20 protein-coding genes and 1 tRNA gene are annotated in these 23,073 nt (G+C 63.0%); 1 reads left to right on the top strand and 20 read right to left on the bottom strand.

The genetic code is table 11. The annotated features are described in order from the left end of the window. Nucleotides 1-64: 64 nt before the first annotated feature. Nucleotides 65-613, bottom strand: coding sequence for a hypothetical protein (locus BUB04_RS06200; RefSeq protein ID WP_073037978.1), 549 nt, complete (start codon nt 611-613; stop codon nt 65-67). After that, nucleotides 614-838, bottom strand: coding sequence for a transcriptional coactivator p15/PC4 family protein (locus tag BUB04_RS06195; RefSeq protein ID WP_073037976.1), 225 nt, complete (start codon nt 836-838; stop codon nt 614-616). 202 nt (nt 839-1,040) lie between these two features. On the opposite strand from BUB04_RS06195, the gene BUB04_RS06190 reads away from it, so the two are divergent. Then, the gene (locus BUB04_RS06190; protein ID WP_143156378.1) at nt 1,041-2,756 is read left to right on the top strand and encodes a single-stranded-DNA-specific exonuclease RecJ; all 1,716 of its coding nucleotides are present in this window, start codon (nt 1,041-1,043) and stop codon (nt 2,754-2,756) included. A gap of 61 nt (nt 2,757-2,817) precedes the next feature. Here the strand turns inward: BUB04_RS06190 and BUB04_RS06185 are convergent, their stop codons facing one another. The 18 genes from BUB04_RS06185 to BUB04_RS06100 form a co-directional block, all read right to left on the bottom strand. Continuing rightward, complete coding sequence (locus BUB04_RS06185; protein ID WP_073037972.1) at nt 2,818-3,792, bottom strand: RluA family pseudouridine synthase; 975 nt, start codon at nt 3,790-3,792, stop codon at nt 2,818-2,820. A gap of 100 nt (nt 3,793-3,892) precedes the next feature. Next, nucleotides 3,893-4,927 carry a PIN/TRAM domain-containing protein gene (locus BUB04_RS06180; protein ID WP_084076249.1) on the bottom strand — a complete coding sequence of 345 codons (1,035 nt, stop codon included), beginning with the start codon at nt 4,925-4,927 and terminating at the stop codon, nt 3,893-3,895. A 370-nt stretch (nt 4,928-5,297) separates the two neighbouring features. Further along, nucleotides 5,298-5,777, bottom strand: a complete 480-nt coding sequence (locus tag BUB04_RS06175) for a CarD family transcriptional regulator (protein WP_073037970.1) — start codon at nt 5,775-5,777, stop codon at nt 5,298-5,300. Between the two features lie 285 nt (nt 5,778-6,062). Continuing rightward, nucleotides 6,063-8,057 carry a sodium-translocating pyrophosphatase gene (locus tag BUB04_RS06170; protein WP_218588381.1) on the bottom strand — a complete coding sequence of 665 codons (1,995 nt, stop codon included), beginning with the start codon at nt 8,055-8,057 and terminating at the stop codon, nt 6,063-6,065. A gap of 56 nt (nt 8,058-8,113) precedes the next feature. Continuing rightward, on the bottom strand, nt 8,114-8,746 hold the full coding sequence (pth, locus tag BUB04_RS06165; RefSeq protein ID WP_084076248.1) for an aminoacyl-tRNA hydrolase: 633 nt from the start codon (nt 8,744-8,746) through the stop codon (nt 8,114-8,116). Nucleotides 8,747-8,775: 29 nt separating this feature from the next. Next, nucleotides 8,776-9,417 carry a 50S ribosomal protein L25/general stress protein Ctc gene (locus tag BUB04_RS06160; protein WP_073037966.1) on the bottom strand — a complete coding sequence of 214 codons (642 nt, stop codon included), beginning with the start codon at nt 9,415-9,417 and terminating at the stop codon, nt 8,776-8,778. A 45-nt stretch (nt 9,418-9,462) separates the two neighbouring features. Then, nucleotides 9,463-10,398, bottom strand: coding sequence for a ribose-phosphate diphosphokinase (locus BUB04_RS06155; protein WP_073037964.1), 936 nt, complete (start codon nt 10,396-10,398; stop codon nt 9,463-9,465). Between the two features lie 52 nt (nt 10,399-10,450). Continuing rightward, nucleotides 10,451-10,525 (bottom strand) — tRNA-Gln (locus BUB04_RS06150). Next, on the bottom strand, nt 10,505-11,401 hold the full coding sequence (locus tag BUB04_RS06145) for a 4-(cytidine 5'-diphospho)-2-C-methyl-D-erythritol kinase (protein WP_073037962.1): 897 nt from the start codon (nt 11,399-11,401) through the stop codon (nt 10,505-10,507). Before BUB04_RS06145 ends, BUB04_RS06150 begins: the two co-directional genes overlap by 21 nt. A gap of 129 nt (nt 11,402-11,530) precedes the next feature. Then, nucleotides 11,531-11,965 carry a DUF1844 domain-containing protein gene (locus tag BUB04_RS18700; protein WP_084076247.1) on the bottom strand — a complete coding sequence of 145 codons (435 nt, stop codon included), beginning with the start codon at nt 11,963-11,965 and terminating at the stop codon, nt 11,531-11,533. A gap of 16 nt (nt 11,966-11,981) precedes the next feature. Next, entirely contained in the window at nt 11,982-13,565 is a 1,584-nt protein-coding gene (gene serA / locus BUB04_RS06135; protein ID WP_073037960.1) for a phosphoglycerate dehydrogenase, read from the bottom strand. 134 nt (nt 13,566-13,699) lie between these two features. Beyond that, entirely contained in the window at nt 13,700-15,103 is a 1,404-nt protein-coding gene (locus tag BUB04_RS06130; RefSeq protein ID WP_073037958.1) for a M48 family metallopeptidase, read from the bottom strand. Between the two features lie 402 nt (nt 15,104-15,505). Continuing rightward, nucleotides 15,506-15,910 carry a ribosome silencing factor gene (gene rsfS, locus BUB04_RS06125; RefSeq protein WP_245795139.1) on the bottom strand — a complete coding sequence of 135 codons (405 nt, stop codon included), beginning with the start codon at nt 15,908-15,910 and terminating at the stop codon, nt 15,506-15,508. An 8-nt stretch (nt 15,911-15,918) separates the two neighbouring features. Continuing rightward, nucleotides 15,919-16,614 carry a nicotinate-nucleotide adenylyltransferase gene (gene nadD / locus BUB04_RS06120; RefSeq protein WP_073037956.1) on the bottom strand — a complete coding sequence of 232 codons (696 nt, stop codon included), beginning with the start codon at nt 16,612-16,614 and terminating at the stop codon, nt 15,919-15,921. A gap of 5 nt (nt 16,615-16,619) precedes the next feature. Further along, nucleotides 16,620-17,876 carry a glutamate-5-semialdehyde dehydrogenase gene (locus BUB04_RS06115; protein ID WP_073037954.1) on the bottom strand — a complete coding sequence of 419 codons (1,257 nt, stop codon included), beginning with the start codon at nt 17,874-17,876 and terminating at the stop codon, nt 16,620-16,622. A 351-nt stretch (nt 17,877-18,227) separates the two neighbouring features. Beyond that, entirely contained in the window at nt 18,228-19,460 is a 1,233-nt protein-coding gene (gene proB, locus BUB04_RS06110) for a glutamate 5-kinase (protein ID WP_245795138.1), read from the bottom strand. A gap of 486 nt (nt 19,461-19,946) precedes the next feature. Further along, a complete protein-coding gene (locus tag BUB04_RS06105; RefSeq protein ID WP_073037952.1) occupies nt 19,947-21,404 on the bottom strand; it encodes a YihY/virulence factor BrkB family protein in 1,458 nt (485 codons plus the stop codon). A 118-nt stretch (nt 21,405-21,522) separates the two neighbouring features. After that, nucleotides 21,523-22,926: a protein kinase domain-containing protein gene (locus tag BUB04_RS06100; RefSeq protein WP_073037950.1), complete on the bottom strand. Its 1,404-nt coding sequence runs from the start codon at nt 22,924-22,926 to the stop codon at nt 21,523-21,525. Nucleotides 22,927-23,073 lie beyond the last annotated feature (147 nt).

The following is a 23,073-nucleotide window of genomic DNA, read 5'->3' as shown; positions in this document are numbered from 1 at the left end:
TCAAGAGGAAAGACCGATGGGAGGGGCCGGATCCGATCGTTGCAGCCTATGGAACGGCCCGGCTTCACAGCGCCTTCAGAACGAAGACCTGCTTGACCGGGCGGGCCACCACCACCTCTTGGACTGCCGCCAGTCTTTCCGGCTCCGCTTCCAGCTCCTTCCAGTCGGAAAGGATCACCTCCCCGCCGTCTTTCAGAACCAAAAGCGGAACGGTCTTCTTGGGAGGTTTCTTCCCCTCGTAAAGAATGTCGTTCTTTTCTTCCGGACGGACGAAGCGCCGTTCCACGCCGTAGGACCCGATGGCCTCGTAGACCGTGGTGCGGCTGTATTCATCGCTCTTGAGCTCCCGCAGGGAACCGTTTTCGAGAAAGAAAAACCGGGGAGCGCTTTCCGGGGTTTTTTCCTGGGATCGTGCCTTTGCCGTCATGACGAAATACTCCTTGATCCGTCCTGCTTCCACAAGGGCGTCCGCCGCCGCCCCCACGTCGTCGGGGTTCCCCCGCCGCGCTTGATCGCACGGGGTCTTACAAACCAGGCAACGCAGCAGGGGCAGAAAGCGTTCTTCTTTGATACACCACGTAAATTGGGTCTTGGGGGAAGGGGTTTCGGACATCTATTCCTCGAGGGCTTCCTCAAGCTTCCGCACGGCTTCCATGAGGTCGGGAAGAAGTTCCGGGGACAGGGTTACTCCCTTCTTGGAGGGGTGGAACTCCCCATCGTCACCCTTGTAGTAGGTGCGGATGTCGATGTATTCCTTGCCTCGAAAAACGTTGATGGAAACGCGGATTTCTTCCAGTGCGTTCTTGGCGAATGAGTGAATGAGGCGGTTGTCGGCCATGGCAACATCATCTCCTTTGAGGCTTTTTTTATCCTAGCAAATATTTTCAAACCCGACTTGTCAATGAATTTCGCGAAAAAGTCAGCCCCGGCCCTGTCGTTCGGCCATGGGACGCAGGGGCACGGGGCGGCTGACAGGCAGGAGGTGAGGTGCTAGAATCACCCTCTTTTTGAAGCCCAACTTCCAAAAGGGGGTCTATTTCATGAAGCCAGCGCGGCGACGATGGATGCTCGCTTGTCCGGAAAAACCCCGAAACGCCCGGGATGTGATGGATCTGGTGCTTCGGTCCCGCGGTCTGGGCCCGGACGTCTTTCCGCCCATCGATCTGGCTTTGCTGGAACGCTATCTTCCCCTGCGGGGCATGGAGGAGGCCGCCCACGTGACGGCCCGGCACATCGTCCGGGGAAGCGGCATCCTGATCGTGGGCGATTACGACTGCGACGGGATCACCTCCGCCGCCCAACTGGACCTTTTCCTGCGGGATATCGGACACGAAAACCGCCGGGTGGCGATTCCCCGCCGGGCTGAAGGCTACGGGGTGCCGTTGCGCGCCGTGGAGGCGGCGGAAGACTGCCGTTTGCTCGTGGCCCTGGACTGCGGCACGCTGGACCGGGAAGCGGTGACGGCTGCGCGCCGCAAGGGGATGGATGTCGTGGTTATCGATCACCACGAGGTGATACTGGACCGGCTGGCTCCGGCCACTGTCCTGGTCAATCCCAAACATCCGGATTGCCCTTCGCCGTTCAAGGAGTTCTGTTCGGCGGGGCTGACCCTGCTCTTCCTCACCCGGCTTCGGCGCGCTCTCAACGGCACCCACGGTCATGTGCCGCTGGACGGCCGCTACCTGAGCCTGGCGGGGGTGGGGACCATCGCCGACATGGTGCCCCTCACCGGCGGAAACCGCATCCTGGCGGGAGCGGGCCTGAAGGCCCTGAACGGATCGGCCCACATGCCCCTCGCCCAGCTGCAGAAAGCGGCGGGCTTGGAGAAACGCCCCGTGAGAGCGGGGGAGGTGGCCTACCACATGGCGCCGCGTCTCAATGCGGCGGGACGCATGGGCGATCCGGCACGAGCCTTCGACCTGCTGACGGCGGAGGACCCGGAGGCCGCCCGTCGCCTGGCGGAGGAGCTGGGGCGTCTCAATGCCCGGCGCCAGAAGGATGTCACCCGGATTCTCGACGATATTCGGGGGCGGATACAGGAGGGGGCGAGCGGCAGGCGCACTGTGGTTCTGGACGATCCTTCCTGGAACCCGGGTCTGGTGGGGATCGTGGCCACCAAGGTGCAGCAGGAGTTGCTTTACGGGCCCGTGGTGCTTCTGGGGGCCGACCATCCGGACGCCCCCGTCTTCAGGGGCTCGGTTCGGAGCATCCCGGGCTATGACGTTCACCACGCCCTGAGCCTGTGCAGCGATCTCCTGGTTCAATGGGGCGGGCATAAGATGGCCGCGGGCGTGACCTTGGAACCCGACCGAGTGGAAGTGTTTGCGCGGCGCTTCGAGGAAGTGGCGCAGCAGGCGGAACCGGACCTTTTCGTGCCGCGGGGCCGAATCGACCTGGAACTGGCTCCGGATCTGGTGGACCGGGACCTTTACGAAGCGCTTTTGACCTTGGAACCCTACGGGGTGGGCAACCCGGCCCCGATCTTTCTGGCTCGAAACGTCCCTTTGGAAGGGTTGCGGACCTTTGGTAAACAGGGAGCGCACCTGGCGCTCCGGGATGTTCGAAGCGGCGTTCCCGCGGTCTATTGGAACGGGGCGGCTTCCTGGGCGTCCAAGGGCCCGGGGGGCGGTCCGCGGCCCGCGGATGTGGTCTTTCGCATCGAATGGGACGACTACCGGCGGTGCCCCCGCCTCAACGTGGTGGATCTCTTTCCCGAAGGCATCCCGCTCCAGCAATCGCCCCCGCCCCCCTTCTGAAAAAGGGGGGGACGGCCTATCAGCTATCAGCCATCACTCATCACTCATCACGGATCACGGATCACGGTTCCCGGACGGCGGCGTCCAGTGCCGTGCGCAGGGAGAGGAAGTCTTCCGGTTCGGGGGCTTCCCAGACCAAGGGGGCGCCGGTGACGGGATGTTCCAGTTCCAGACGGCGGGCGTGGAGCATGGTCCGTTGGACCCCATGGAGCACGGCGTCTCGGATACGGGGGTGGGGCAAGGCCCGGGACTTGCGCTTTCCCCCGCCGTAGGTGGGATCTCCCAGCAAGGGGTGCCCCAGGTGTTGGCAGTGGACCCGGATCTGGTGCGTCCGGCCGGTGAGGATGCGCACTTCCAGGAGGGCCACCTGGTCGTTCCACGAGGTGACGGTGCGCCATTGGGTCACGGCTTCCTTGCCGTTTCGATCCACCACGGCCATCCTTTTGCGGTCGATGGGGTGGCGGCCGATGAGGGTGCGCAATTCCCCCTTCTCGGGTCTTGGGCTCCCATGGGCAAAAGCCAGATAGGTCTTCCGTACACGGTGCTCTTTGAACTGCTCGATGAGCCGGAGATAGGCGCGGTCGGATTTGGCCACCACCAAGACGCCGGACGTTTCCCGGTCCAGGCGATGCACGATGCCGGGCCGGAGAGGGCTTCCCTGGGCGGCGAGTCTTTCGCAGTGGTCGAGAAGGCCATGCACCAGGGTCCCCGAAGCATGCCCAGCTCCGGGGTGAACCACGACCCCCGGGGCTTTGTTGACCACCACGACATGCTCGTCTTCGTAAAGGATGTGAAGGGGTAGGAATTCGGGGGTAATCTCCGGGCTTACGGGCTCCGGCACCCGGACCCGGACTTCGTCGCCGGCCTGGACCGGGTGGCGGGGCTTGGCCGTCCGTCCGTTCAGCAGAACCCGGCCCTCCTCGATCCATTTCTTGCATTGGCTGCGGGATGTCCCCGCGTCCTTGGAAGCCAAAAAAAGGTCCAGGCGCTGTCCTGCCTCTTGCGCCTGGACCTGATAGGTCCTCTCTTCTTCCACCGTTCCGTTCCTCTGCCTCCTCCACTCCCCCTTACAAAACGGGGGCCCTGATCACTTCTCCCCCATTCCCCATCACTCACCACTCATCAACCATCACCCATCAATGGCGTCGGCCCTGTTCCGACGATTTCAGGGTGGTGAAGATCATGCGTCCGCCCGTGGTCTGGAGGATGCTGGTGACCGACGCTTCCACCTCCTGGCCCAGGAGGCTGGCGGCGTTTTCCACCACCACCATGGTGCCGTCTTCCAGGTACGCGATCCCCTGGCCCTGCTCTTTCCCTTCCTTGAGGATGTGGAGCCTTAGAACTTCTCCCGGAAGCACCACGGGGCGCAGGGCGTTGGCCAACTTGTTGATGTTGAGCACCCGGATCCCTTGCACTTCCGCCACCTTGGACAGGTTGTAGTCGTTGGTGACGATGGACGCGTTCAATCGCAGGGCCAGCGCCACCAGCTTGGCATCCACCTCCTGCAGATGGTCGAAGTCCTGCCGCTCGATGCGCACTTCCGCCAGTTCGCTTTCCTGGAGCTTCTTGAGCATGTCCAGGCCCCGGCGGCCGCGGACCCGGCGCGACGAATCGGTGCTGTCCGCGATGTGCTGGAGCTCTTGAAGGACGAATTCCGGCACCACCAGTACACCTTCCAGGAAGCCCGCCTCCACAATGTCCACGATGCGCCCGTCGATGATGACGCTGGTGTCCAGGATTTTCAGGGTTCCTCCCTTGGTTACGCCTCGATGGAGCCAACCCCAATGGGGCCAACCCAGCTCTTCGATCTTGATGCTGCCGAGCACCATGCCCACGTAGCCGAAGATGCAGACCAACACCACATAGGTGGCCACGCGGATGGTGGTGTTCTCCACGCTGATAAATCCGTAGCTGATGAGCTGGGCAATGAGAAGGCCCACGAGAAGGCCCAGGGTCCCTCCGATGAGGGCCTTGAGAGGAATGCGGCGGATGAATTTAACGAGCCAAATGGCAATGATTGCAAAGGAGAAACCGACGGCGACGCCGGCCCACGGCGCCCAGGAGACAGCGGCGAACCGTTCGATCTGGCCGGCGATGAGATAGCCGCCCACACTGCAGATGATTACCAGAAGAATCTTGGTTACCAGTCCGGCCCAAGCCAAATGCTTCACCCCCTTTCTTTAGAAAACTCCTGGAGTGCCAAAAACCACGTCGGCCCTCTCCACCCCCGGTCCCCTGCTGCGGCCCCGGGAGTTCTTCCCGTAACGGATGGTCGTCCTTTGTCAAACCTAAACTGAGCGATTTTTCGTTGGATGTCTCTTACACCGCGTGATTAGGGGAGGGTAAACCTCGCCCCTACCCAATGGGTCCGTGCGTTTGTGTAGGGGCGGGCTTTATGCCCGCCCTTCATAACCTGTGCATGAGAAAGAATCGTCCAATTCAGGTCAAAGTCTTCTCGTCCTCTCACTGCCGCGGGATTTTTGCCGATGGCGGGCGTTGGCCGCAGGGGCGGTCCGCGAACCGCCCCTTGTGTCCGTCGGGCTATTGCAAGATGGCATCGATTTCCTGCGAGATGTGATCCTCTTCCACTCCCTTGGCGATGGCCACCTCGGTGATGAGCAGCGCCCGGGCGGTTTCCAGCATCTTGCGCTCGCCGAAGCTCAATTCCTTGTCTTCCTGCAGGACGGTGAGATCCCGGAGCACTTCGGCCAGTTCATAGATGGATCCGGTCTTGATCTTCTCCATGTACTCGCGGTAACGGCGGTTCCAGGTGGCGGAGTTGACGGAAATCTCTCGGCTCTGGAGGATCTCGTAGACCTTGGGCACGTCTTCCGAGTTTATCAGGGGGCGCAGGCCCACCATGTCTGCATTCTGGACCGGGATCATGATCTTCATGTCGTTTTCAAGGATTCGCATGATGTAAAAATCCTGCGAATCCCCCCCGATGGTCTTGGTTTCGATGGCTTCGATCTTTCCCACGCCGTGTGCGGGGTAAACAGCCAAGTCCCCAACCTTGAACATGCTGCCCTCCCTGTCCTCGTACGGGAACCGTCACGGATCCCCCAAGGACGTGTGAATACGGACCGACGCGCCCATCCGGTCGTCCGCGGAAACCAGCGGCAGTGGCTTCTGCCGCTTAAGGTCGCGGTGGAGCCCCATAGGGCCTTAGAATGTCAATGATAATAACATCTCAGGGTGCAAGTGCAAAGCGATAAAACGAGAGGAAAAACAACGGCGGGGGCAAAGAAAGAGGGGGCTCGCCCCCGCAGCGGGAGGAGCCCCCTCGACGGAACGGGCCGGATCCGTTTAGCCGATGAGCAACGGAGCGATCACCAGCGAGATGACGGACACCAGCTTGATCAGGATGTTCATGGTCGGACCGGACGTATCCTTGAACGGGTCGCCCACGGTGTCGCCCACGACGGCCGCCTTGTGGTTGTCGGAACCCTTGCCGCCGAAGTGGCCTTCTTCGATGTACTTCTTGGCGTTATCCCATGCACCACCGCCGTTGGCCATGAAGAGGGCCAGCATGGCGCCGGTGAGGGTGCAGCCCAGCAGGAGGCCGCCCAGGGCATGGGAGCCGACCAGGAAGCCCACCAGAACCGGAGCGGCCACGCCCACGATGCCCGGGAGCATCATCTTGCGGATGGCGCCCTTGGTGGCAATGGCCACGCAACGGGCCGGGTCGGGCTTGGCCTTGCCTTCCATGAGGCCCGGGATCTCGCGGAACTGACGGCGGATTTCCTCCACCATGTCGAAGGCCGCATCGCCCACGGCGGTCATGGTCAGAGCCGCCACCAGGAAGGGCACGATGGCGCCCACGAAGGCTCCGATGATCACGTAGGGATCGGTGATGTTGATGGTTTCCAGCTGAGCCGCCTGGGAGTAGGCCTGGAACAAGGCCACGGCGGTCAGGGCGGCGGCGCCGATGGCGAAGCCCTTGCCGATGGCGGCGGTGGTGTTGCCCAGGGCGTCCAGGCTGTCGGTGATGGCGCGGGTTTCGGGACCCAGCTCGGCCATCTCGGAGATACCACCGGCGTTGTCGGCGATGGGCCCGTAGGCGTCCACGGTCATCGTGGCACCGACGGTGGCGAGCATACCCACGGCGGAGATGCCGATGCCGTAGATGCCGGCCGTCGTGTAGGCGATGTAGGTGGCCACACAGATACCGAGCACCGGCAGGGCCACACTTTCCATACCCACGGCCAGACCGCTGATGATGACGGTGGCGGGGCCGGTTTCAGACTGGGACGCGATCTTTCGGACCGGGCCCATGGAGGTGTAGTACTCCGCCAGGAGGCCGATGATGATGCCCACCACCAGACCGGAGACCACGGCCCAGAAGACGCCCATAGGCAGGCCCAGCTGCTGGTTCAGGTAGTACGTCACCGCCACGAAGGCGCCGGCGGCCACGAAGGTGGTGTAGCGCAGAGCCTTCTGGGGAGCCATGCCGGCCATGGCCTTCAGGCTGAAGACGCCCAGGAACGAAGCCACCAGACCGACCATGACGGTCAGAAGCGGCATGGCCATGTAAGCCATCCGGTCGGCGCCGTGGAGCAAGTCCTTGGGCATGGTGGCCGCGATGGCGATGGTGGCGATGATGGAGCCCACGTAAGACTCGAAGATGTCGGCGCCCATACCGGCGATGTCGCCCACGTTGTCGCCCACGTTGTCAGCGATGACGCCGGGGTTGCGCGGATCGTCTTCCGGGATGCCGGCTTCCACCTTGCCCACCAGGTCGGCGCCCACGTCGGCCGCCTTGGTGTAGATGCCGCCGCCCATACGAGCGAAGAGAGCGATGGAGCTGGCGCCCATGGCGAAGCCGTTGATGTAGTTGGCCGTTTCCACGTTACCGCCGAAGAAGTAGTAGGCAATGCCCACGCCCAAGAGACCCAGGCTGGCCACGGCCAGACCCATGACGGCGCCGCCGAAGTAGGAAACGGTCAGAGCCTTGGCCTGGCCCCACTGGTTGGCGGCCCAGGACGTACGGGAGTTGGCGCGGGTGGCGGCGGTCATGCCGGTGAAGCCGGCCAGGATGGAGCAGGCCGCCCCGCCCAGGAAGCAGTAGGCGGTCTGGGGATTGATTCCGACAAAGAGCAGACCGAAAACGATGGCGATGAAGATCAGAAGGACCGAATATTCGGTCTTCAGGAAGGCCATGGCCCCCACGTGAATCATTTCTTCAAGTTCCTGCATCCTCTCGTTGCCGTTGGGCTGCTTCTTGATCCAGGAATAGATCAGGAAGGCCACGAAAAACCCGGCAACTCCAAAAACCGGTGCGTAGGTCGTGTACTCGAGCATCGCTCCCATCCTCCTTCACCTTGTGCAAAATTTAACTTGACACCGCAAAAAAAAGGTCAATCCCCGGGTTGATCCGCCTGCTGATCCGTGGACTTTCGGCGCTGATTGAAACGATTCATGGCCGCCTCCAGTCCATCCGCCAGCACCGCCAAGGCCGCGGCCGCCGCCCGGTCCACCATCTCCTCCGCCGCCTCCAGCTCGTCCGAGTAGAACCCGTCGAGCACGAAGGCTTCCACCGACTCGCCGTAACGGGGTCTGCCGATCCCCAGCTTCAGGCGGGCGAACTCACCGCCGCCCAAGGTCTGGATGATCGAAGCGACCCCCCGGTGCCCCCCGGTGCCTCCCCTGCGCGCGATCCGGATGCGCCCCAGGGGCAGATCCAGATCGTCGTGGACCACCAGGAGAGCCTCGGGCGGCAACCGGTAGTACCGAAGGATGGGGCCCACGGCTTCCCCGCTTCGGTTCATGTAGGTCATGGGCTTGACCAACACGACCTTGCGGCCTCCGATGCGGCCCTCACCCCAGTGAGCCGGAAACTTCCGCTCCTGCATCGGGATGGAAAACCGTTGGGCCAACCGGTCGACCACGCGGAATCCCACGTTGTGGCGGGTTCCGTCGTATCGGGGCCCCGGGTTTCCCAATCCGGCGATCAGGAACACGGAGGTCGGTGTGAGCGTGTCGTGACTCATGGCAGTTGGCGGGGACAACCCCCTACAACCTAGGCCTCTGTCACCTCCTCTCCACCTTCAGTTGACTCCTCTTCAGCCGCCTCTTCAGCCGCTTCCTCTGTCACTTCCACGGCGGGGGCGGCCACTGTCACCACGGTGTAACGCCCTTCGTCCAGGAGCTCGAAGGGATACTTGCCTGCCAGGTCGGAAACGTGAATTGATTCTCCCACATCCAGGCCGCTCACGTCCAGTGTGAGTTTTTCGGGGATCTCGGTGGGCAGGCACCGGATGGAGAGGGTGTGTCGGATCTGGTTGAGGATCCCGCCCTTTTCCAGCCCCACGGGCTCGCCCGTCAGTTCCAAGGGCACGTCCACGGCGATGGGCTCGTCCAGCGGAACCTCGTGAAAGTCCACGTGAACCACCTTGCGCTTGTAGGGGTGGCGCTGCAGGTCGCGAATCATGACCTGCTTGCGTTCTTTCTTCTCCCCGTGATCCACCACCAGGGGGATGAGGCGGGATTCTTCGCCCATGTCCCGGAGGCAGCTGGCCAGAAGGTTTTCGGGCACGCTCAGGGCCAAGGGTTCCGTCTTGGGTCCGTAGCACACCGCAGGTATCCAGTTTTGCTGGCGCAATCGCCGCGCAGGTCCTTTGCCGGTTTCCGTTCGCACTTTCGCTGTCAGTTCCAAAGTCATTTTGTTTTCGCCTCCCAAAGGAATAAGACACCTGAACCAGTCTGTTCAGGTGAAGAGCTCACTTACGGATGCCCCCTGATGAGCCTTTTCGATGACGCGCGCCAGCAGCGGCGCCACGGTCACGGTCTTTATCTTGGCGCTTTCGTCTCTGCCGGGCGGGAGGGGGATGGTGTCCGTCACCACGACCCGGCTGAGCGGGGATGCTTCGATGCGTTCCAGGGAGCCTTCGGAGAGTACCGGGTGCACGCAAAAGCCCGTTACGTCTTCGGCCCCTTCCTCCCAAGCCGCCCGGGCCGCCGCGCAGAGCTTGCGGCCGCTATCCACCATGTCGTCGAAGATCACCACGGGGCGACCGCCCACTTCCCCCACCACCAGGGGCCGGCTCCAAGCCGTCTCGGCTTCCTGGTGGATGATGGCCAAGGGCAGGTGAAACTTTTCGGCCACCTCCCGGGCCCGCGCCACCCCCGCCGCGTCGGGCGCCACGATCACTTCGCCACCGGTCAGCACCCTTCGAAGCTCCTCGGCGAAGATCCAATGGCCGGGGATGTCGTCTACGGGCACCTTGAAAAAGCCCTGAATCTGCCCGGCGTGCAACGCGCAGGAAATGATCCTGTCCACTCCCGCGGCCGTCAGCAGGTTGGCCACCATCTTGGCCGTAATGGGCACGCGCGGCTTGTCCTTCTGATCGCGCCGCCCGTAGCCGTAATAGGGAATGACGACCGTCACCCTGGCCGCCGAAGCCCGCTTGAGCGCATCCACCAAAAGGAGCAACTCCATGAGGTTCTCGTTGACCGGCCGGCACGTGGACTGAACCACATAGGCATCGACCCCTCGAACATTCTCATGGAGTTCCACGCGGATCTCTCCGTCGGAGAACCGCGAAACCAGGCACGCACTGAGCGAGAGTCCCAGGCTGTGGCAGATCCCCCGGGCCAACGTCGGGTTGGAAGAGCCGGCGAAGATCTTGATCCGATCAAACATGGGCCATCCCGACCCGCATCACCAGTTGAAGGGTCCCCGCCGGTATCCGACATGGCTGGGGTGGGAGGATTCGAACCTCCGAATGCGGGTTCCAAAGACCCGTGCCTTACCCCTTGGCGACACCCCAATGCCCGTCCGGATGAGGACCAGGCTCGCGGCCCGTCAGCGTCGTGGCGGCCGCACTCCAGCTTTCGGGCCAGTCTTTCTTCGCCCGCACTTCCAACGCCCGAGCCTGTTCCCACGTCTCAAAGACGCCAAAAACCGTAGGGCCGCTTCCACTCATGAGCGCCCCTACGGCCCCGTTTCGCATCAGCCAGCGCTTGATATTTTCAATCACCGGGTGCCGGGAAACAACCGCCTCTTCCAGGTCATTTTCCAGGCATGGCGCCGGGTTGCGGGGACAAGCCAACAGCGTGGCGATTCTAATGCGGCTCCCCCCCCTTGTCAACTTTAATCTCCCGTAGGCCCAGGCAGTTGGCACGTCCACGGGAGGCTTGATGAGCACCAGAGGGTACTCGGGAAGGTTCTCCACGGGGCTCAGGATCTCACCGATACCCGTGGCCAGAGCCGGACGGCGCAGCAGGAAGAAGGGCACATCGGCACCCACGGTGGCGGCCACGTCCAGCAATTCTTTCAACGGCAACGGCTCGTGCGCTTCTTCATTGAGGAAGAGAAGGATGGCGGCGGCGTCGGAACTGCCCCCGCCTAGGCCTGCGGCCGACGGAATCCGCTTCACAAGCCTCACCCGAAGACCCACGGGCCGCCCCGTTTTCCGGAAGAAGGCAGAGGCCGCCTTCCAGACCAGGTTCCTCTCGTCCGTGGGAATTCCCGGCGGCTCCACCTGGATCCAAATCCGGTGGCCTGCCGGGTCGAGCTCCACCTCCAGCGTGTCGTAAACCGACACGGGAAGCATGAGCGTCGAGAGATCGTGATATCCGTCCTGCCGCCTGGCCAGGACTTCCAGCCAGAGGTTGATCTTGGCCGGTGTGTGGAGGATTTTCATGGCTGGAATCGAGAGTCGCAGGGGCGGTTCTCGAACCGCCCCTACAAAATCGTTGATCTCCGCCCATCTCTTGGTCAGGGGCGAGGTGGCTGAGGCGCCACGGGGATCAGGCCATTGTCAGGCAAGCTCCTACTTTCCGCTCTGCTTGACGAAGCGGAGCCTGAGGTCGTAGAGGACCGTCTGGAGCAGCTGCTGCTCGTCCCGCTCCAGGTTGCCCCGGGTCTTTTCCTCCAACATGGCCAAGGTGTCGATGATTTGCTTGGCCAGGGCCAGGTCCTTTTCCACCTTGTTGGTGACGGGATCGGGGACTTCCCCCAGGTGCACCAGCGCGGAGGAGCTCAGGGAAAAGACGAAGGTGGAAAAGGTCACTTCCGGATAGCGGCGAGCCTCTGTCCGGGTTTTGGCGTATTCCTCTCCGGGGGCGGTCTTCGGCTCTTCCTTGGCCGGCTCGTCGGGTTTCTTTTCTTCCTTGGCCTCTTCCTTTTTTACGTCCCCTTCCAGGTCATCCAGGGAAACCTTTCGACGATCGCGAACCACAAAGCCCTTCTTTTCCTGCTCTTCCATGGTCCTTACCCCACGCTCAAAGCTCTAGGATCTGCACGATGTTGACGTTTTCCAGCGAAAGCAGCTCCTGGACCACGTTCTCGGGAACCGGGGTGTCCGTGCGCAGGAAGATGATGTTCTGGCCCCGCTCCAGGACCTGCCCCACGTCCATCATGGAGATGTTGATGTTGTGGCGCCCCAGGCAGGTGCCGATAGCGCCGATGGTGCCCGGCGTGTCGATGTTGTAGATGAGCACCAGATGGCCTTCCATGGCCGCTTCCAGCCGGAAGTCGTTGATGCGCACCAGCCGGACGTCCTTCTTTCCGAAAATGGTTCCGGCCACCAGGTTTTCGTCCTTGGAGGTCTTCATGTAGATGCTGATGAGGTTGGTGAAATCCTCGGCTTCCGTGCGCGTGCTCTCGGTGACCCGAATGCCCCGCTCCTTGGCGTGCACCGGAGCGTTCACGAAGTTCACCTGCTCGCCCAGCATGGGCGTGAGAATGCCCTTGAGCACCGAGATGGTCAGCGGCTTCAGGTCCTTGACGCTGCAAACCTCGCCCACGTATTCCACGGAAATCTCTTCCGGGGCCCCCGGCGTGATCTGCTGCACCAGGCTTCCCAGTTTTTCGGCCAGCTGCAGGTAGGGCCACAGGGTGGCCAGAACCTCGCCGTCGATGGCCGGCGCGTTCACGGCGTTACGGATGGTTCCGTGGAGCAGGTAGTCGATGACCTGATCGGCCACGGCCAGGGCCACGTTCTCCTGGGCCTCATCCGTGGAGGCGCCCAGGTGGGGGGTGGCGATCACCTTGTCCAGAGCCAGCAGCGGGTGGTCCTTGGGGGGCTCTTCCACGAAGACGTCCAGGGCGGCTCCCGCCACGATCCCTTCCTGGATGGCGTCGTAAAGGTCCTGTTCGTTGACGATGCCCCCGCGGGCGCAGTTGATGATGAAGACCCCGCGCTTCATCTTCCGAAAGGCGTCCTTGTTGATGAGATTGCGGGTCTCCTGGGTCATGGGCGTGTGCACCGTGATGTAGTCGGCCCGGGCCAGCAGCTCCTCCAGGGTGACCGCTTCCACCCCCAGCTTGTTGATGGTTTCCGGCCCGATGTAGGGATCGAAGGCGATGACGTTCATCTTGAGGCCCTTGGCGCGATCGGCCACCACGCGGCCGATGCGGCCGATGCCGATGATGCCCAAAGTCTTGTTGAAGACCTCCTTGCCGCGGAATTTTTTCTTCTCCCACTTGCCCGCCTTCATGGACTGGGTGGCCTGGGGGATGTTTCGGCTCAGGGCCATGAGCATGGCGATGGTGTGTTCGGCCGTGGTGATCACGTTGCCTTCCGGGGTGTTCATCACCACGATGCCCCGCTTGGTGGCGGCGCTGATGTCCACGTTATCGAGACCGATGCCGGCGCGCGCGATCACCTTGAGCCGATCGGCATTCTCGATGACCTCCCGGGTGACCTTGGTGGCGCTTCGGATCACCAGGGCGTCGTATTCCTTGATGATCTGGCACAGTTCTTCATGGGTGAGGCTCGTATTGACCTCCACCTCGAAGTCCGGTATCGCCCGGAGCTTTTCTATGCCCGATTCGGCCAATGCGTCGCTGACTAAGACCTTCATGCGTCCCTCCCGGTCCCCCGTTCGTTAAGAGACGATTCCGTCGAAACACAGACCTTTCCTTCCCCTCAGTGTGGCAAGATCACTAGCACCGGGGGTTGGAGGACGTCAAGCGGTATTGAGAAAGCCTGCGGGGCTCAGGTGCGGGGGCGTTTCTTGTCCATCTCCTCCAGGGCGTCGTCGATTTCCTTCCGCCGCGGATCGGATTCGCTCAGGTGGGAGCGCGCCTTTTCATAGTGGAAGAGTGCGAGCCTCCGGTCTTCCATCTGCTGGTAGTAACGGCCCAGGAAGTAGTGGGCTTCGCCCAGTTGGTTCATGCGCCCGTAGAGGATCCCCAGGTGGTAGTCCAGCCGGGGATTGTAGGGGGCCAGGGTCTCGGCCTTCCGGAGATGGTGGAGGGCTTCCTGCCACCGGCCTTCGTCCTGGAGAACCAGCCCTAGCCGAAGATGTGCCACCGGTGAGTCGGGTTCCCGCTCCAGGGCCTGTTCCAGGGCCTTCCGGGCCTCGCCCAACCGCCCCATCTTGTGGTACACGTCGCCCAAGGCGGTCAGGATGAGGGAGCTGTCCGGCTTCCAGGCGGCCGCCTGACGCAGATGGCGCAACGCCTCTTCCACCTCTCCCCTGTCCAGGGCCAGGCGACCCAGTCCATAGGACGCCCCGACCTTGTGGCTGTCGTCGTCGAGCCAAGCCCGGAAGCGGTCCCGGGCCACCGCCGGGTCCGTGTGGCGGCTCATGAGCACGGCCTGCACCAGGGGAAAATCCCCCATGGGGTCTCTCACGGTGCAGGTGCCGCCGGAGGCCGCAGCGTTTTGGGCCAGGAGTTCCAAGTACCCCACGCGCTCTCCCAGGGCGGGATGGGTGAGCAGATAGGAGGGAATCCGGGAGTCGCTCCGCCAGCTCATGCGGTTCATCTTGCGCATGATGGACACCATGGCCTTGGGGTCGTAGCCGGCGGCGCACAGGTATTTGAAACCGAGACGGTCCGCCTCTTCTTCGTTTTCGCGGCTGTACTTGAGCTCCAGCGCCTTGGCGCCGGCCATGGAGCCGGCGGCGATGGCCTGGGCGGCATCTCCTTCCAGCCCCAGAAACGCTCCCGCCAGCGTCCCCACGATGGCGGCGATGTTGAGGATCCGCCCCTTTTCCAGGCGCTTGTGGATATGACGGGCCTGAACGTGGGCCACTTCGTGGCAGATGATGCTGGCCAGTTCGGCTTCCGAATCCATCAGCTCGATGATGCCGCGGAAGAGGAAGACGTACCCTCCGGGGATGGCGAAGGCGTTGGGCGTGCTGTCGTCCACGACGAAAAACCGGTAGTCGTAGTGGGCCGCCCCGAGGCTTTTCACCACCCTTTGCCCCACGGACTGGACGTAGCCGGCCACCTCTTCGTCGTTGATGAGGCGGTAGTGCCTCCGGACCATGTCGAGGATTTCGCGGCCCAGCTCTTTTTCTTCCTTCAGATCCAGGCCCCAGGCGGACGCGGATCCCAGAAGGAGCGAGAGCAAGAGGGAAAACGCCACGAGAAAGCGAGCTTGTCGTTTCATTGCTGTGTCCACCAAAGTGTCCGGCTATCCGGGTGCGTCCTGAAACCAATCGGCTGCCTTCCTAAACCGAGCGATTCTCCGGCCGCGTCCTTTGCATCTTCGCGCGATCGACGGGCGGGGATAAACCCCGCCCCTACTCCTTGGCGTCTGTTCTCGTTCATCCGCGGTTCTCTTTCTTGCCCCCTGGGGGCCTGTCCGAGAACAGGTTTCCTGCATCCAATGACAAGGGCCCCGACTTTTTTCGTAGCCGCGGGGCTTCAGCCCCGCGAAAAGGGACCACCGTAACCCAATGAAGTGACCGCTAATAGCCGATTAGCCCATCCGACGTCCGGGGTTTCTCCGCAGCCCTAAAGGGCTGCGCGACGAGAAAACCGTTCATTTTCGGCGTCTTCGGACAGCCTCCTAGCTCGTCTCTCCCGCCCGCCTGGTCAGATGGGCTTCCAGGGAGACCACCTGAGCGTCGGACCACAGGCTTTCCAGGTCGTAGAAGGCGCGGACCGGCTCGTAGAAGATGTGCATGATCACGTCCCCGTAGTCCAGGAGCACCCACTGTCCTTCCCGCTCCCCTTCCACGCCGTAGGGGCGGATGCCCAGGTCCCGGAGTTTCGAGCGGACCGCATCGGCGATGCCCTGCACCTGACGGCTGGACCGGCCGCTGCAGATGATGAAGTAATCGGCAAAGGACGTGAGTTTGGACACGTCCAAAAGGACCAGATCCATGGCCTTGCGGTCGTCCGCTTCACGGATGCAGGAAAGGGCCTTCTCCAGGGGGCTCATCTTGACCTTCTTGTTCACCGGTTCTTTCACGGAAATGGCTAACCTCCTTCATGCTCGCGGTTCATGCTCTCAGGCACGTATAGCCTTTTTTGCTTAATATAATCCAGAACCGCGTCGGGAACCAGAAATCGAACGGATTTCCCCTCCGCCACCTTCTTTCGGATGCGGGACGAGGAAATGTCCAGGCGCGTGGTTTCCAGGAACCGGACCGGCAGGAACCGGTCCGAGACGTACCGGGAGGTTTTTTCTTCCCGGCGGTAGTCATCGGAAAGGTGGCGCCTCAGATAGGCCAGGGGATCGGCGGGTTGCGGCAAGGGCCGGTCGAAGACGGCCACCGAGGCGATCCGGAAGATCTCCCGGTATTGCCACCAGGTGTGTATCTCGAAGAAGGCGTCGGCTCCCACCAGAAGGACCAGGGCCGTGGACGGCCCCATCTCTTCCCTCAGGGTCTTCAGGGTGATGAGCGTATAGGATTTTCCCTGAAGGCGGCGTTCCACGTCGGAAAGGCGGAAGTGGGGCTGGGGGGCCACGGCCCTTTCCAGCATCCGCCAGCGGTGTTCGAAGGCCACGATCTTCTGGTTGGGCTTGTGGGGCGGGACCCAGGCCGGGATGAAGACGCACCTTTGGAGGGACAGGATCTCCAGGGCCTCTTCGGCCATCCGCAGATGGCCCAGGTGGACCGGGTTGAACGTTCCGCCCAGGATCCCTATGCGATTCCGTCCCTCGTCCGGCATGGCCTTTACGTCCGCAACTGCCCGGCGCCGAAGGCGATGAACTTGGTGGTGGTCAGTTCTTCCACCCCCATGGGGCCGAAGGCGTGGAGGCGGGACGTGGAAATGCCGATCTCCGCGCCCAGCCCCAACTGGTAACCGTCGTTGAAGCGGGTGGAGGCGTTCACCAGCACCAAACTCGACTGCACCTCCTGGACGAAGCGCATGGCCCGGTCGAAGTTCTCGGTCAGGATGGCTTCCGTGTGGGCCGAGCCGTAGCGGGTGATGTGCCGGATAGCCTCATCCATGGATTCCACCACCCGGACCGCCAGGATGAGGTCCAGGTACTCGGCGGCCCAGTCCTCCTCCGTGGCCGGCGTGCAGTCCGGCACCAGGTCCCGGGTGGCGGGGCATCCCCTGAGTTCCACGCCCTCACGGCGGAAGGCCTCGGCCATGCGGGGCAGAAACGTGGGGGCGATCTTCCGGTGCACCAGCAGCGTCTCCATGGCGTTGCACACGCCGGGCCGCTGGACCTTGGCGTTCAGGCAGACCCTTTCCGCCATGTCCGGATCGGCGTCCTCGTCCACGTAGATGTGGCAGACGCCCTTGTAGTGCTTGAGCACGGGCATGCGGGCGTTTTCCGCCACGAACCGGATGAGCTCCTCGCCGCCCCGGGGGATCATGACGTCAATGTGTTCTTCCAGCTTGAGCATCTCCAGGACCGCCTCCCGGTCCGTGGTGCCCACCACCTGCACGGCCGCTTCCGGAAGGCCCGTCTCTTTCAGGGTTTCCTGGAGGATGGAGGCCAGGCATCGGTTGGAATGGATGGCTTCGGAGCCGCCTCTGAGAATCACGGCGTTTCCGGCCTTGATGCAGAGCCCCGCGGCGTCCACGGTCACATTGGGCCGGGATTCGTAGATGATGCCCACCACGCCCAGGGGGATGCGCATGCGGCCCACCCGAAGGCCGTTGGGGCGGGTCCACATGCCCGTGATCTGGCCCACGGGATCGGGAAGGGCCGCCACCTGCCGGAGTCCGTCGGTCATCTCCCCCAGCACCTTGTCGGTCAGGCGAAGGCGATCCACCTTGGCCTTGGGCAACCCCTTGGATTCCGCCGCCTGGATGTCCTTGGCGTTTTCGGCCGCGATCCGGTCCTTCTGATCCAGGATCCGCTCGGCGGTCCGTTCCAGGAACATCCGCTTGGTTTCCATGTCCGCCTTGGCCATCTCGTGGGCCGCCGCCTTGGCCCGTTCTCCCATGGCGATCATCTCATCCCGAATTCCCACCGTGTCTCCTCCTTTGGAACCTGCCACTCATTCCCATTGGGACAAAGGCCGCTGGAGGGCCGAAGGATCATTCGCCCCCGCAGCCCCCGTTGTTTGCGTAGGGACGGTTCGCGAACCGCCCCTACATGAAGCAAGCGCCACCGTCGAGATCCCCGCTTTCCTTTGGTGGGTCGACGCATTTCCGCTCTCTTCGCAGCCGCGGGACTTCCGCCCCGCGGGAAGGGGCCATCGTAAGCCTGGCATGTGACAGCCGCTATCCGAGGCCTGTCCGACTCCCGGCGGCTCCTTCGCAGCCCTAAAGGGCTGCGCTACACGAAAAACCGGTCGTCTCCGCCGTTGTCGGACAGGCTCCTAATCCTGGATCTCCGCCGGTTCCGCCAGGACGAAGTTGTTCCGATGGATCACCTCGTCCGAATGCTTGTAGCCGATGATCCCTTCGATTTCGTGGCTGTGCCGGCCTTTGATCTTTTCGATCTCGGAGGCCTTGTAATTGGTGAGTCCCACCCCCACCAGGGTGCCGTCTTCGGCCAGGCAGCGAACGGGGGCTCCCACGCCGAAGGATCCGCGCACTTCGCGGATGCCGATGGGAAGCAGCGACTTTCCGGACTTTTGCAGGGCCCGCACCGCCCCCGGGTCCAGCACCAGGTCGCCCGCCGGCTTGGGGAGGTTGGCCAGCCACACCTTCTTGCCGTGGTAGAGCCGTTCCTTGGGAAGAAAGAGGGTCCCCAGGACCTCCCCTTCGAAGAGGCGAAGGAGCACGTCCTTTTCCCGGCCCGGCGCGATGACCATGGGGATGCCCGACGCCAGGCATTTCTTGGCGGCGTTCACCTTGCTCCACATGCCGCCGGTGCCCACGGACCCGGGCTGGGGCGTGGCGCAGGCGAGCACCTTGGGGCTGAAGCCGCGCACCACCCGGATGAGGCAGGCATCGGCGTGGGTGCGGGGATCGCAGTCGTACAGGCCCTGGGTGTCGGTGAGGTTCACCACGATGTCGGCCCCCACCAGGCCCGCGATGAGAGCCGAGAGCTGGTCGTTGTCCCCGAACTTGATCTCCTCCACCGCCACCGTGTCGTTTTCGTTGATGATGGGGATGATCTTCCAGTCCAGGAGGGTTTCCAGGGTGTTTCGGGCGTTGAGGTACCGGTGGCGGTGGGCCAGATCCTCGTTGGTCAGAAGGATCTGGGCCGTGAGGATTTCGAACTTGTCGAAGGCCTCTTCCCAGGCGTGCATGAGGAACGTCTGGCCGATGGCGGCCGTGGCCTGTTTCTGGGGGATGGTGCGGGGGCGTTCCTTGAGGCCCACCTTGCGCATCCCGGACGCCACGGCCCCCGAGGAGACGATGACCACCTCATGGCCGCGCTGGCGAAGCTCCGCCACCTGGTCGCTCAGCCGGTGGATCATGACCCGGTCGAGGCCGCGGGATCCCGTCAGAACGGCACTTCCGACCTTCAACACCACCCGGCGGCACCGCTGGAACCACGTGGAGCGGTCCAGCGTCTCACCGTTCAGGGCGATGAGGTCGGCGTCATGGATTCCTTCAGGGTTTTGGAAAGTGTGAAAGCCCATGAATCGATCGATTTCCACTCCCCTCCATTGGCGTTCATTCGTGCTTCTTGGGCGTTCAGGTTACCCGGAAATCTCGGAAAAGGGCAAGGAGTTTGACTTCCGCTGCGGCCTTCGGCCGGTGCCGTTCAAAAGGAACCGGAAGGAATTTCCCCCCTCAAGGAGCTTGTCCGACAATGGCTCTCCGGCTCAAGATGCCGGAGATTTGGGTTGCCTTCGTAGCCGCGGGGCTTCAGCCCCGCGGTAAGGGTTTATCGTAACCCCATGAAGTCATAAGGAATACTCGAAAGTCTGCCCGAAGTTCGCGGATTCCTCCGCAGCCCTAAAGGGCTGCGCTACGAAAAAAGCGGCCATCTCCGGCGTTTTCAGACAGTCTCCTCAAGGAGCCCGTGCGGGAAGGGGTCCACGTCACCCCATGAAAGGACAGGCAGCACCCGACGGCCTGTCCGGCGTTCGGGCGGGCTTCCGAAGCCCTGAAGGGCGGCGTTACGGGAAAAGCGGTGATTCTCAGCGTCGAAGGTCTGCGGAGGCTGGATCGGGGGTCTTCGCCGGGGAATCGTCGCTTCCGCCGGACGGCTCCGCCCCTGAGGTTCCCAGCCGGCACAGGGCCTCCTCCAGGGTCTTACCGGCGAAGACCTTCATGAGCTGGCCGTAGGCCCGGCGAAACAGGGCGTCGGCGGTCGTGACGGGGGCTCCCTTCAGCTTCTCTTCCGCGGGCCGGGTTTCGGCATGGGGGGCGAACCGCTGAGCCTCCGCCGGAAATTCCTTTTCGAAAAGGCGGCGGACCACCTCCTCGATGGAAACGGTCGCCGGGTGCCTCTTCAAACCGTACCGTCCGGGCCGGCCGGCGTCCTCCATGAGGATGCCCTGTTCGCAAAAGGTCGTGGCCAGATCCTCCAATTCCTCCATGGGAATTTCCAGGCGGTCCGCCAGATCCTCCAGCGCCGGGGGATCCTGGCCTTTCACGAAGGCTTCGTGGATGGAAAAGAGCAGGGTGAGTCCCAGGAAGGGCAGGGAATACTTGTGGCCGGTGAGGCCCTTTTCCTGGAGCCTCGAAAGGGTCTTGAAATTCTGAAGGGCATAGGCCAGCTGGCCGCCCCAGAGCAGGATGATCCACGTGAGGAAGAGCCAGAGAAAGAAGAGGGGCACCGTGGCCAGTTGTTTGTAGAAATTGGTGACCGTGACGGCCCGGGCCACGTAGAGGTAGAAGGCCCGCTTGGAGAGTTCCCAGAGGACGGCGGCGCTGAGACCCGCCGCCACGGCGCTTCGCATCTGCACCCGGGTGGAAGGCAAAAAGAGATAGATGAGAGAAAAACAGGTGGCTTCCACCAGCAGCGGCGCCAGGCCCCGGTAGGCGGCCCCGGCCCACCAGTGGGTGTTGAGGAAGTTTTCCACGGCGCCTCCTTTGGGTGCGATCACGTTTCCCACCCAGATGGAGGCCAGAATGAGAAAGGGGCTGGAGGTGAGCAGGACCCAGAAGGCGGTCACCTTCTGGAAATAGTGCCGGGTTCCCTTGGCCCTCCAGATGTGGTTGAAAACCCGTTCGGCCGTGATCAGGATGTTCAGGGCCGCCATGACCAGGCCCACCACGGCGGCCAGATTGATGATCCCCGCCGGCCCCGCCCGGAAGGCCGTGGGGGAGATGTACTTTTCCAGCCATCCCACCAGTTCGTCCTGGAACTCCGGGGCCACCACCGGAAAGACCTTGTCCTGGACGTACTTGATGATTTCCTCGCCGCCGCCCAGCAGGCCCACGAAACTCACGAAAAGCACGGCCAGGGGAATGAGCGAGATGATGGTGGCGAAGGCCAAGCTGGCCGCCCGGTCGAAGCAGAAGTCCCGGTTGAACTTCCAGACCGTCAGGTAGAGAAGGCGGGCCACGTAGGCCGCCTTTTCCTTGTAGGACGAGCTGAGGGTCCGTTCTCCTTCAAAGAGGAAGATGCGCAGCCTTTCCACCCACCTCACGGTCCTCTCCTTTTTCTTTCGTCAATTGGGCGATTCATTCCCGCCGTGCGATTTGCGCAGGCGGGCGTATAGCCCGCACCTATCGAAAAGACACGAACCCGTTGGGTAGGGGCGGGGTTTATCCCCGCCCGCTCATCCCGCGGTGATATGACAATCCGACAAAAGAATCGTTCGGTTTGGGCCTCTTGCCGTTTCCGCCCGCCACGGCGCGCACGTGAAAGAGGCACGAAAAATCCTGCCGCCAAACATAACCCAGATCCGTGTCCACGTACCAGGCCGAACGGAACGAACACCGGTCCGCACTCCAAAGAAACCGGCATCGCCTGTCGAAGACGGGTTCCAGGCAGTACGTGTCCGGGTACCGGGGCCGCTTGAGCAGACTGCACAGCTCGTCCACCGTGGGAAGCCGCCAGTCGGTGCGGCCGGCCCGGGCGGAGTCGTTCAGGTGCGCGATGTAATCCTTGTGGGCATCCCAGGGAAGCGGTTCCGCGGATCCGGCCCGCTGCCACACCAGCCCGGTGGCCCGGTCCCATACGGTTTCGCCGTCCACCATCAGGTCGTCGGCCGGTTCCCGTTCCGGCCGCCACAGCGGATCCAGGCGGAAGAAGCGCCTTGCCTCCCTGAATCGCACCTTGACGGGGATCTTCCGGAGACCGGCCGTGCCGAGCGCTCGGGGGGCGGCCTCGTGCCACAACCGGCACACCGCATCCAACTCCCGGAGGAAACCGCTTTGAAGCGCTTCCAGATCCCGAAGCATGGCGTCGGCGTCCGGGTGCCGCCGGGAGGGGTCGGGGTGGCAGGCTTTGCGGAAAAACGCCTGCCAGGGAGTTGTGTCGAAGGGAAGGGGCAGCTGGTGAAAGGAAAGGTCCTCGGGCACCTTCCCTGTGAGGATCCTGTGAAGGAGAACGCCCACCGCGTAAAGGTCCGACGCCTGGTCGGCCGCCTCCGCGTCCCTTTCCTGTTCGGGGGCCGCATAATAGGGAGTTCCCACGATCACCTGGGGCCGCAGGGAGACGGGACGTCCGGGGATCTTGGAAAGGCCGAAGTCGATGATCTTGGCGTCTCCCCGATCCGTCAAAAGAATGTTGGCCGGCTTGATGTCCCGGTGGATGATCCCGGCCCGATGGAGGGCTCCCAGGCCGGAGAGGATTTGCCGCACCACCCGGAAGCACTCCCCGGCGGGCAGAGGCCGGGTGGGTTCTTCCAGGATCGGCGTCTCCCCGATGCGGTCCGCCAGGCTGTGGCAGAAATACTCCATGACCAGGTAGGGCCGTCCCTGGTGTTCCCCGGAGTCCACCACGGTGGCCACGTGGGGGTGCCGGACGGACTTCATCACCTCCGCTTCCTGTGCGAAGAGCCGCCGAACGGCTTCCTCCCCGGTGGTCTTGAGCAGCAGGGGATGGGGTTCCAGGATCTTAAGAGCCCGAATGCGGCCGGACGGTTCTTCCCGAACGCGGAAGATCCGGCTCATGCCGCCCCGACCCAGCCCTCCCAGCACCGTGTATCCGTCGATCCTGCGCATCGATCCTCGCGTGTTATCTCAAGGTCGTCTGCCCAAAGAGCCTTCCCGACTTCGTCATTCCCTCGAGACGGAAGGCTGGAGCCTGCGGGGAATTGCGGAATCCCGCCGGGTTGATCCCGTTTTGAACGGGGAGCGAAAAGTCCTCCC

This window comes from Desulfacinum infernum DSM 9756, assembly GCF_900129305.1.
Classification (GTDB): Bacteria; Desulfobacterota; Syntrophobacteria; order Syntrophobacterales; family DSM-9756; genus Desulfacinum; species Desulfacinum infernum.
This window is presented reverse-complemented; position numbering and strand designations above follow the sequence as displayed.

Bases quoted from the DNA above. Each gene is read 5' to 3' on its own strand.
- BUB04_RS06175 (WP_073037970.1), bottom strand. From the start codon at position 5,777: ATGTTCAAGGTTGGGGACTTGGCTGTTTACCCCGCACACGGCGTGGGA.
- BUB04_RS06195 (WP_073037976.1), bottom strand. From the start codon at position 838: ATGGCCGACAACCGCCTCATTCACTCATTCGCCAAGAACGCACTGGAA.
- BUB04_RS06145 (WP_073037962.1), bottom strand. From the start codon at position 11,401: ATGAAAATCCTCCACACACCGGCCAAGATCAACCTCTGGCTGGAAGTC.
- BUB04_RS06160 (WP_073037966.1), bottom strand. From the start codon at position 9,417: ATGACTTTGGAACTGACAGCGAAAGTGCGAACGGAAACCGGCAAAGGA.
- BUB04_RS06170 (WP_218588381.1), bottom strand. From the start codon at position 8,057: ATGCTCGAGTACACGACCTACGCACCGGTTTTTGGAGTTGCCGGGTTT.
- BUB04_RS06155 (WP_073037964.1), bottom strand. From the start codon at position 10,398: ATGTTTGATCGGATCAAGATCTTCGCCGGCTCTTCCAACCCGACGTTG.
- pth (WP_084076248.1), bottom strand. From the start codon at position 8,746: ATGAGTCACGACACGCTCACACCGACCTCCGTGTTCCTGATCGCCGGA.
- serA (WP_073037960.1), bottom strand. From the start codon at position 13,565: ATGAAGGTCTTAGTCAGCGACGCATTGGCCGAATCGGGCATAGAAAAG.
- BUB04_RS06130 (WP_073037958.1), bottom strand. From the start codon at position 15,103: ATGAAACGACAAGCTCGCTTTCTCGTGGCGTTTTCCCTCTTGCTCTCG.
- BUB04_RS06190 (WP_143156378.1), top strand. From the start codon at position 1,041: ATGAAGCCAGCGCGGCGACGATGGATGCTCGCTTGTCCGGAAAAACCC.
- BUB04_RS06200 (WP_073037978.1), bottom strand. From the start codon at position 613: ATGTCCGAAACCCCTTCCCCCAAGACCCAATTTACGTGGTGTATCAAA.
- BUB04_RS18700 (WP_084076247.1), bottom strand. From the start codon at position 11,965: ATGGAAGAGCAGGAAAAGAAGGGCTTTGTGGTTCGCGATCGTCGAAAG.
- BUB04_RS06100 (WP_073037950.1), bottom strand. From the start codon at position 22,926: ATGCGCAGGATCGACGGATACACGGTGCTGGGAGGGCTGGGTCGGGGC.
- nadD (WP_073037956.1), bottom strand. From the start codon at position 16,614: ATGCCGGACGAGGGACGGAATCGCATAGGGATCCTGGGCGGAACGTTC.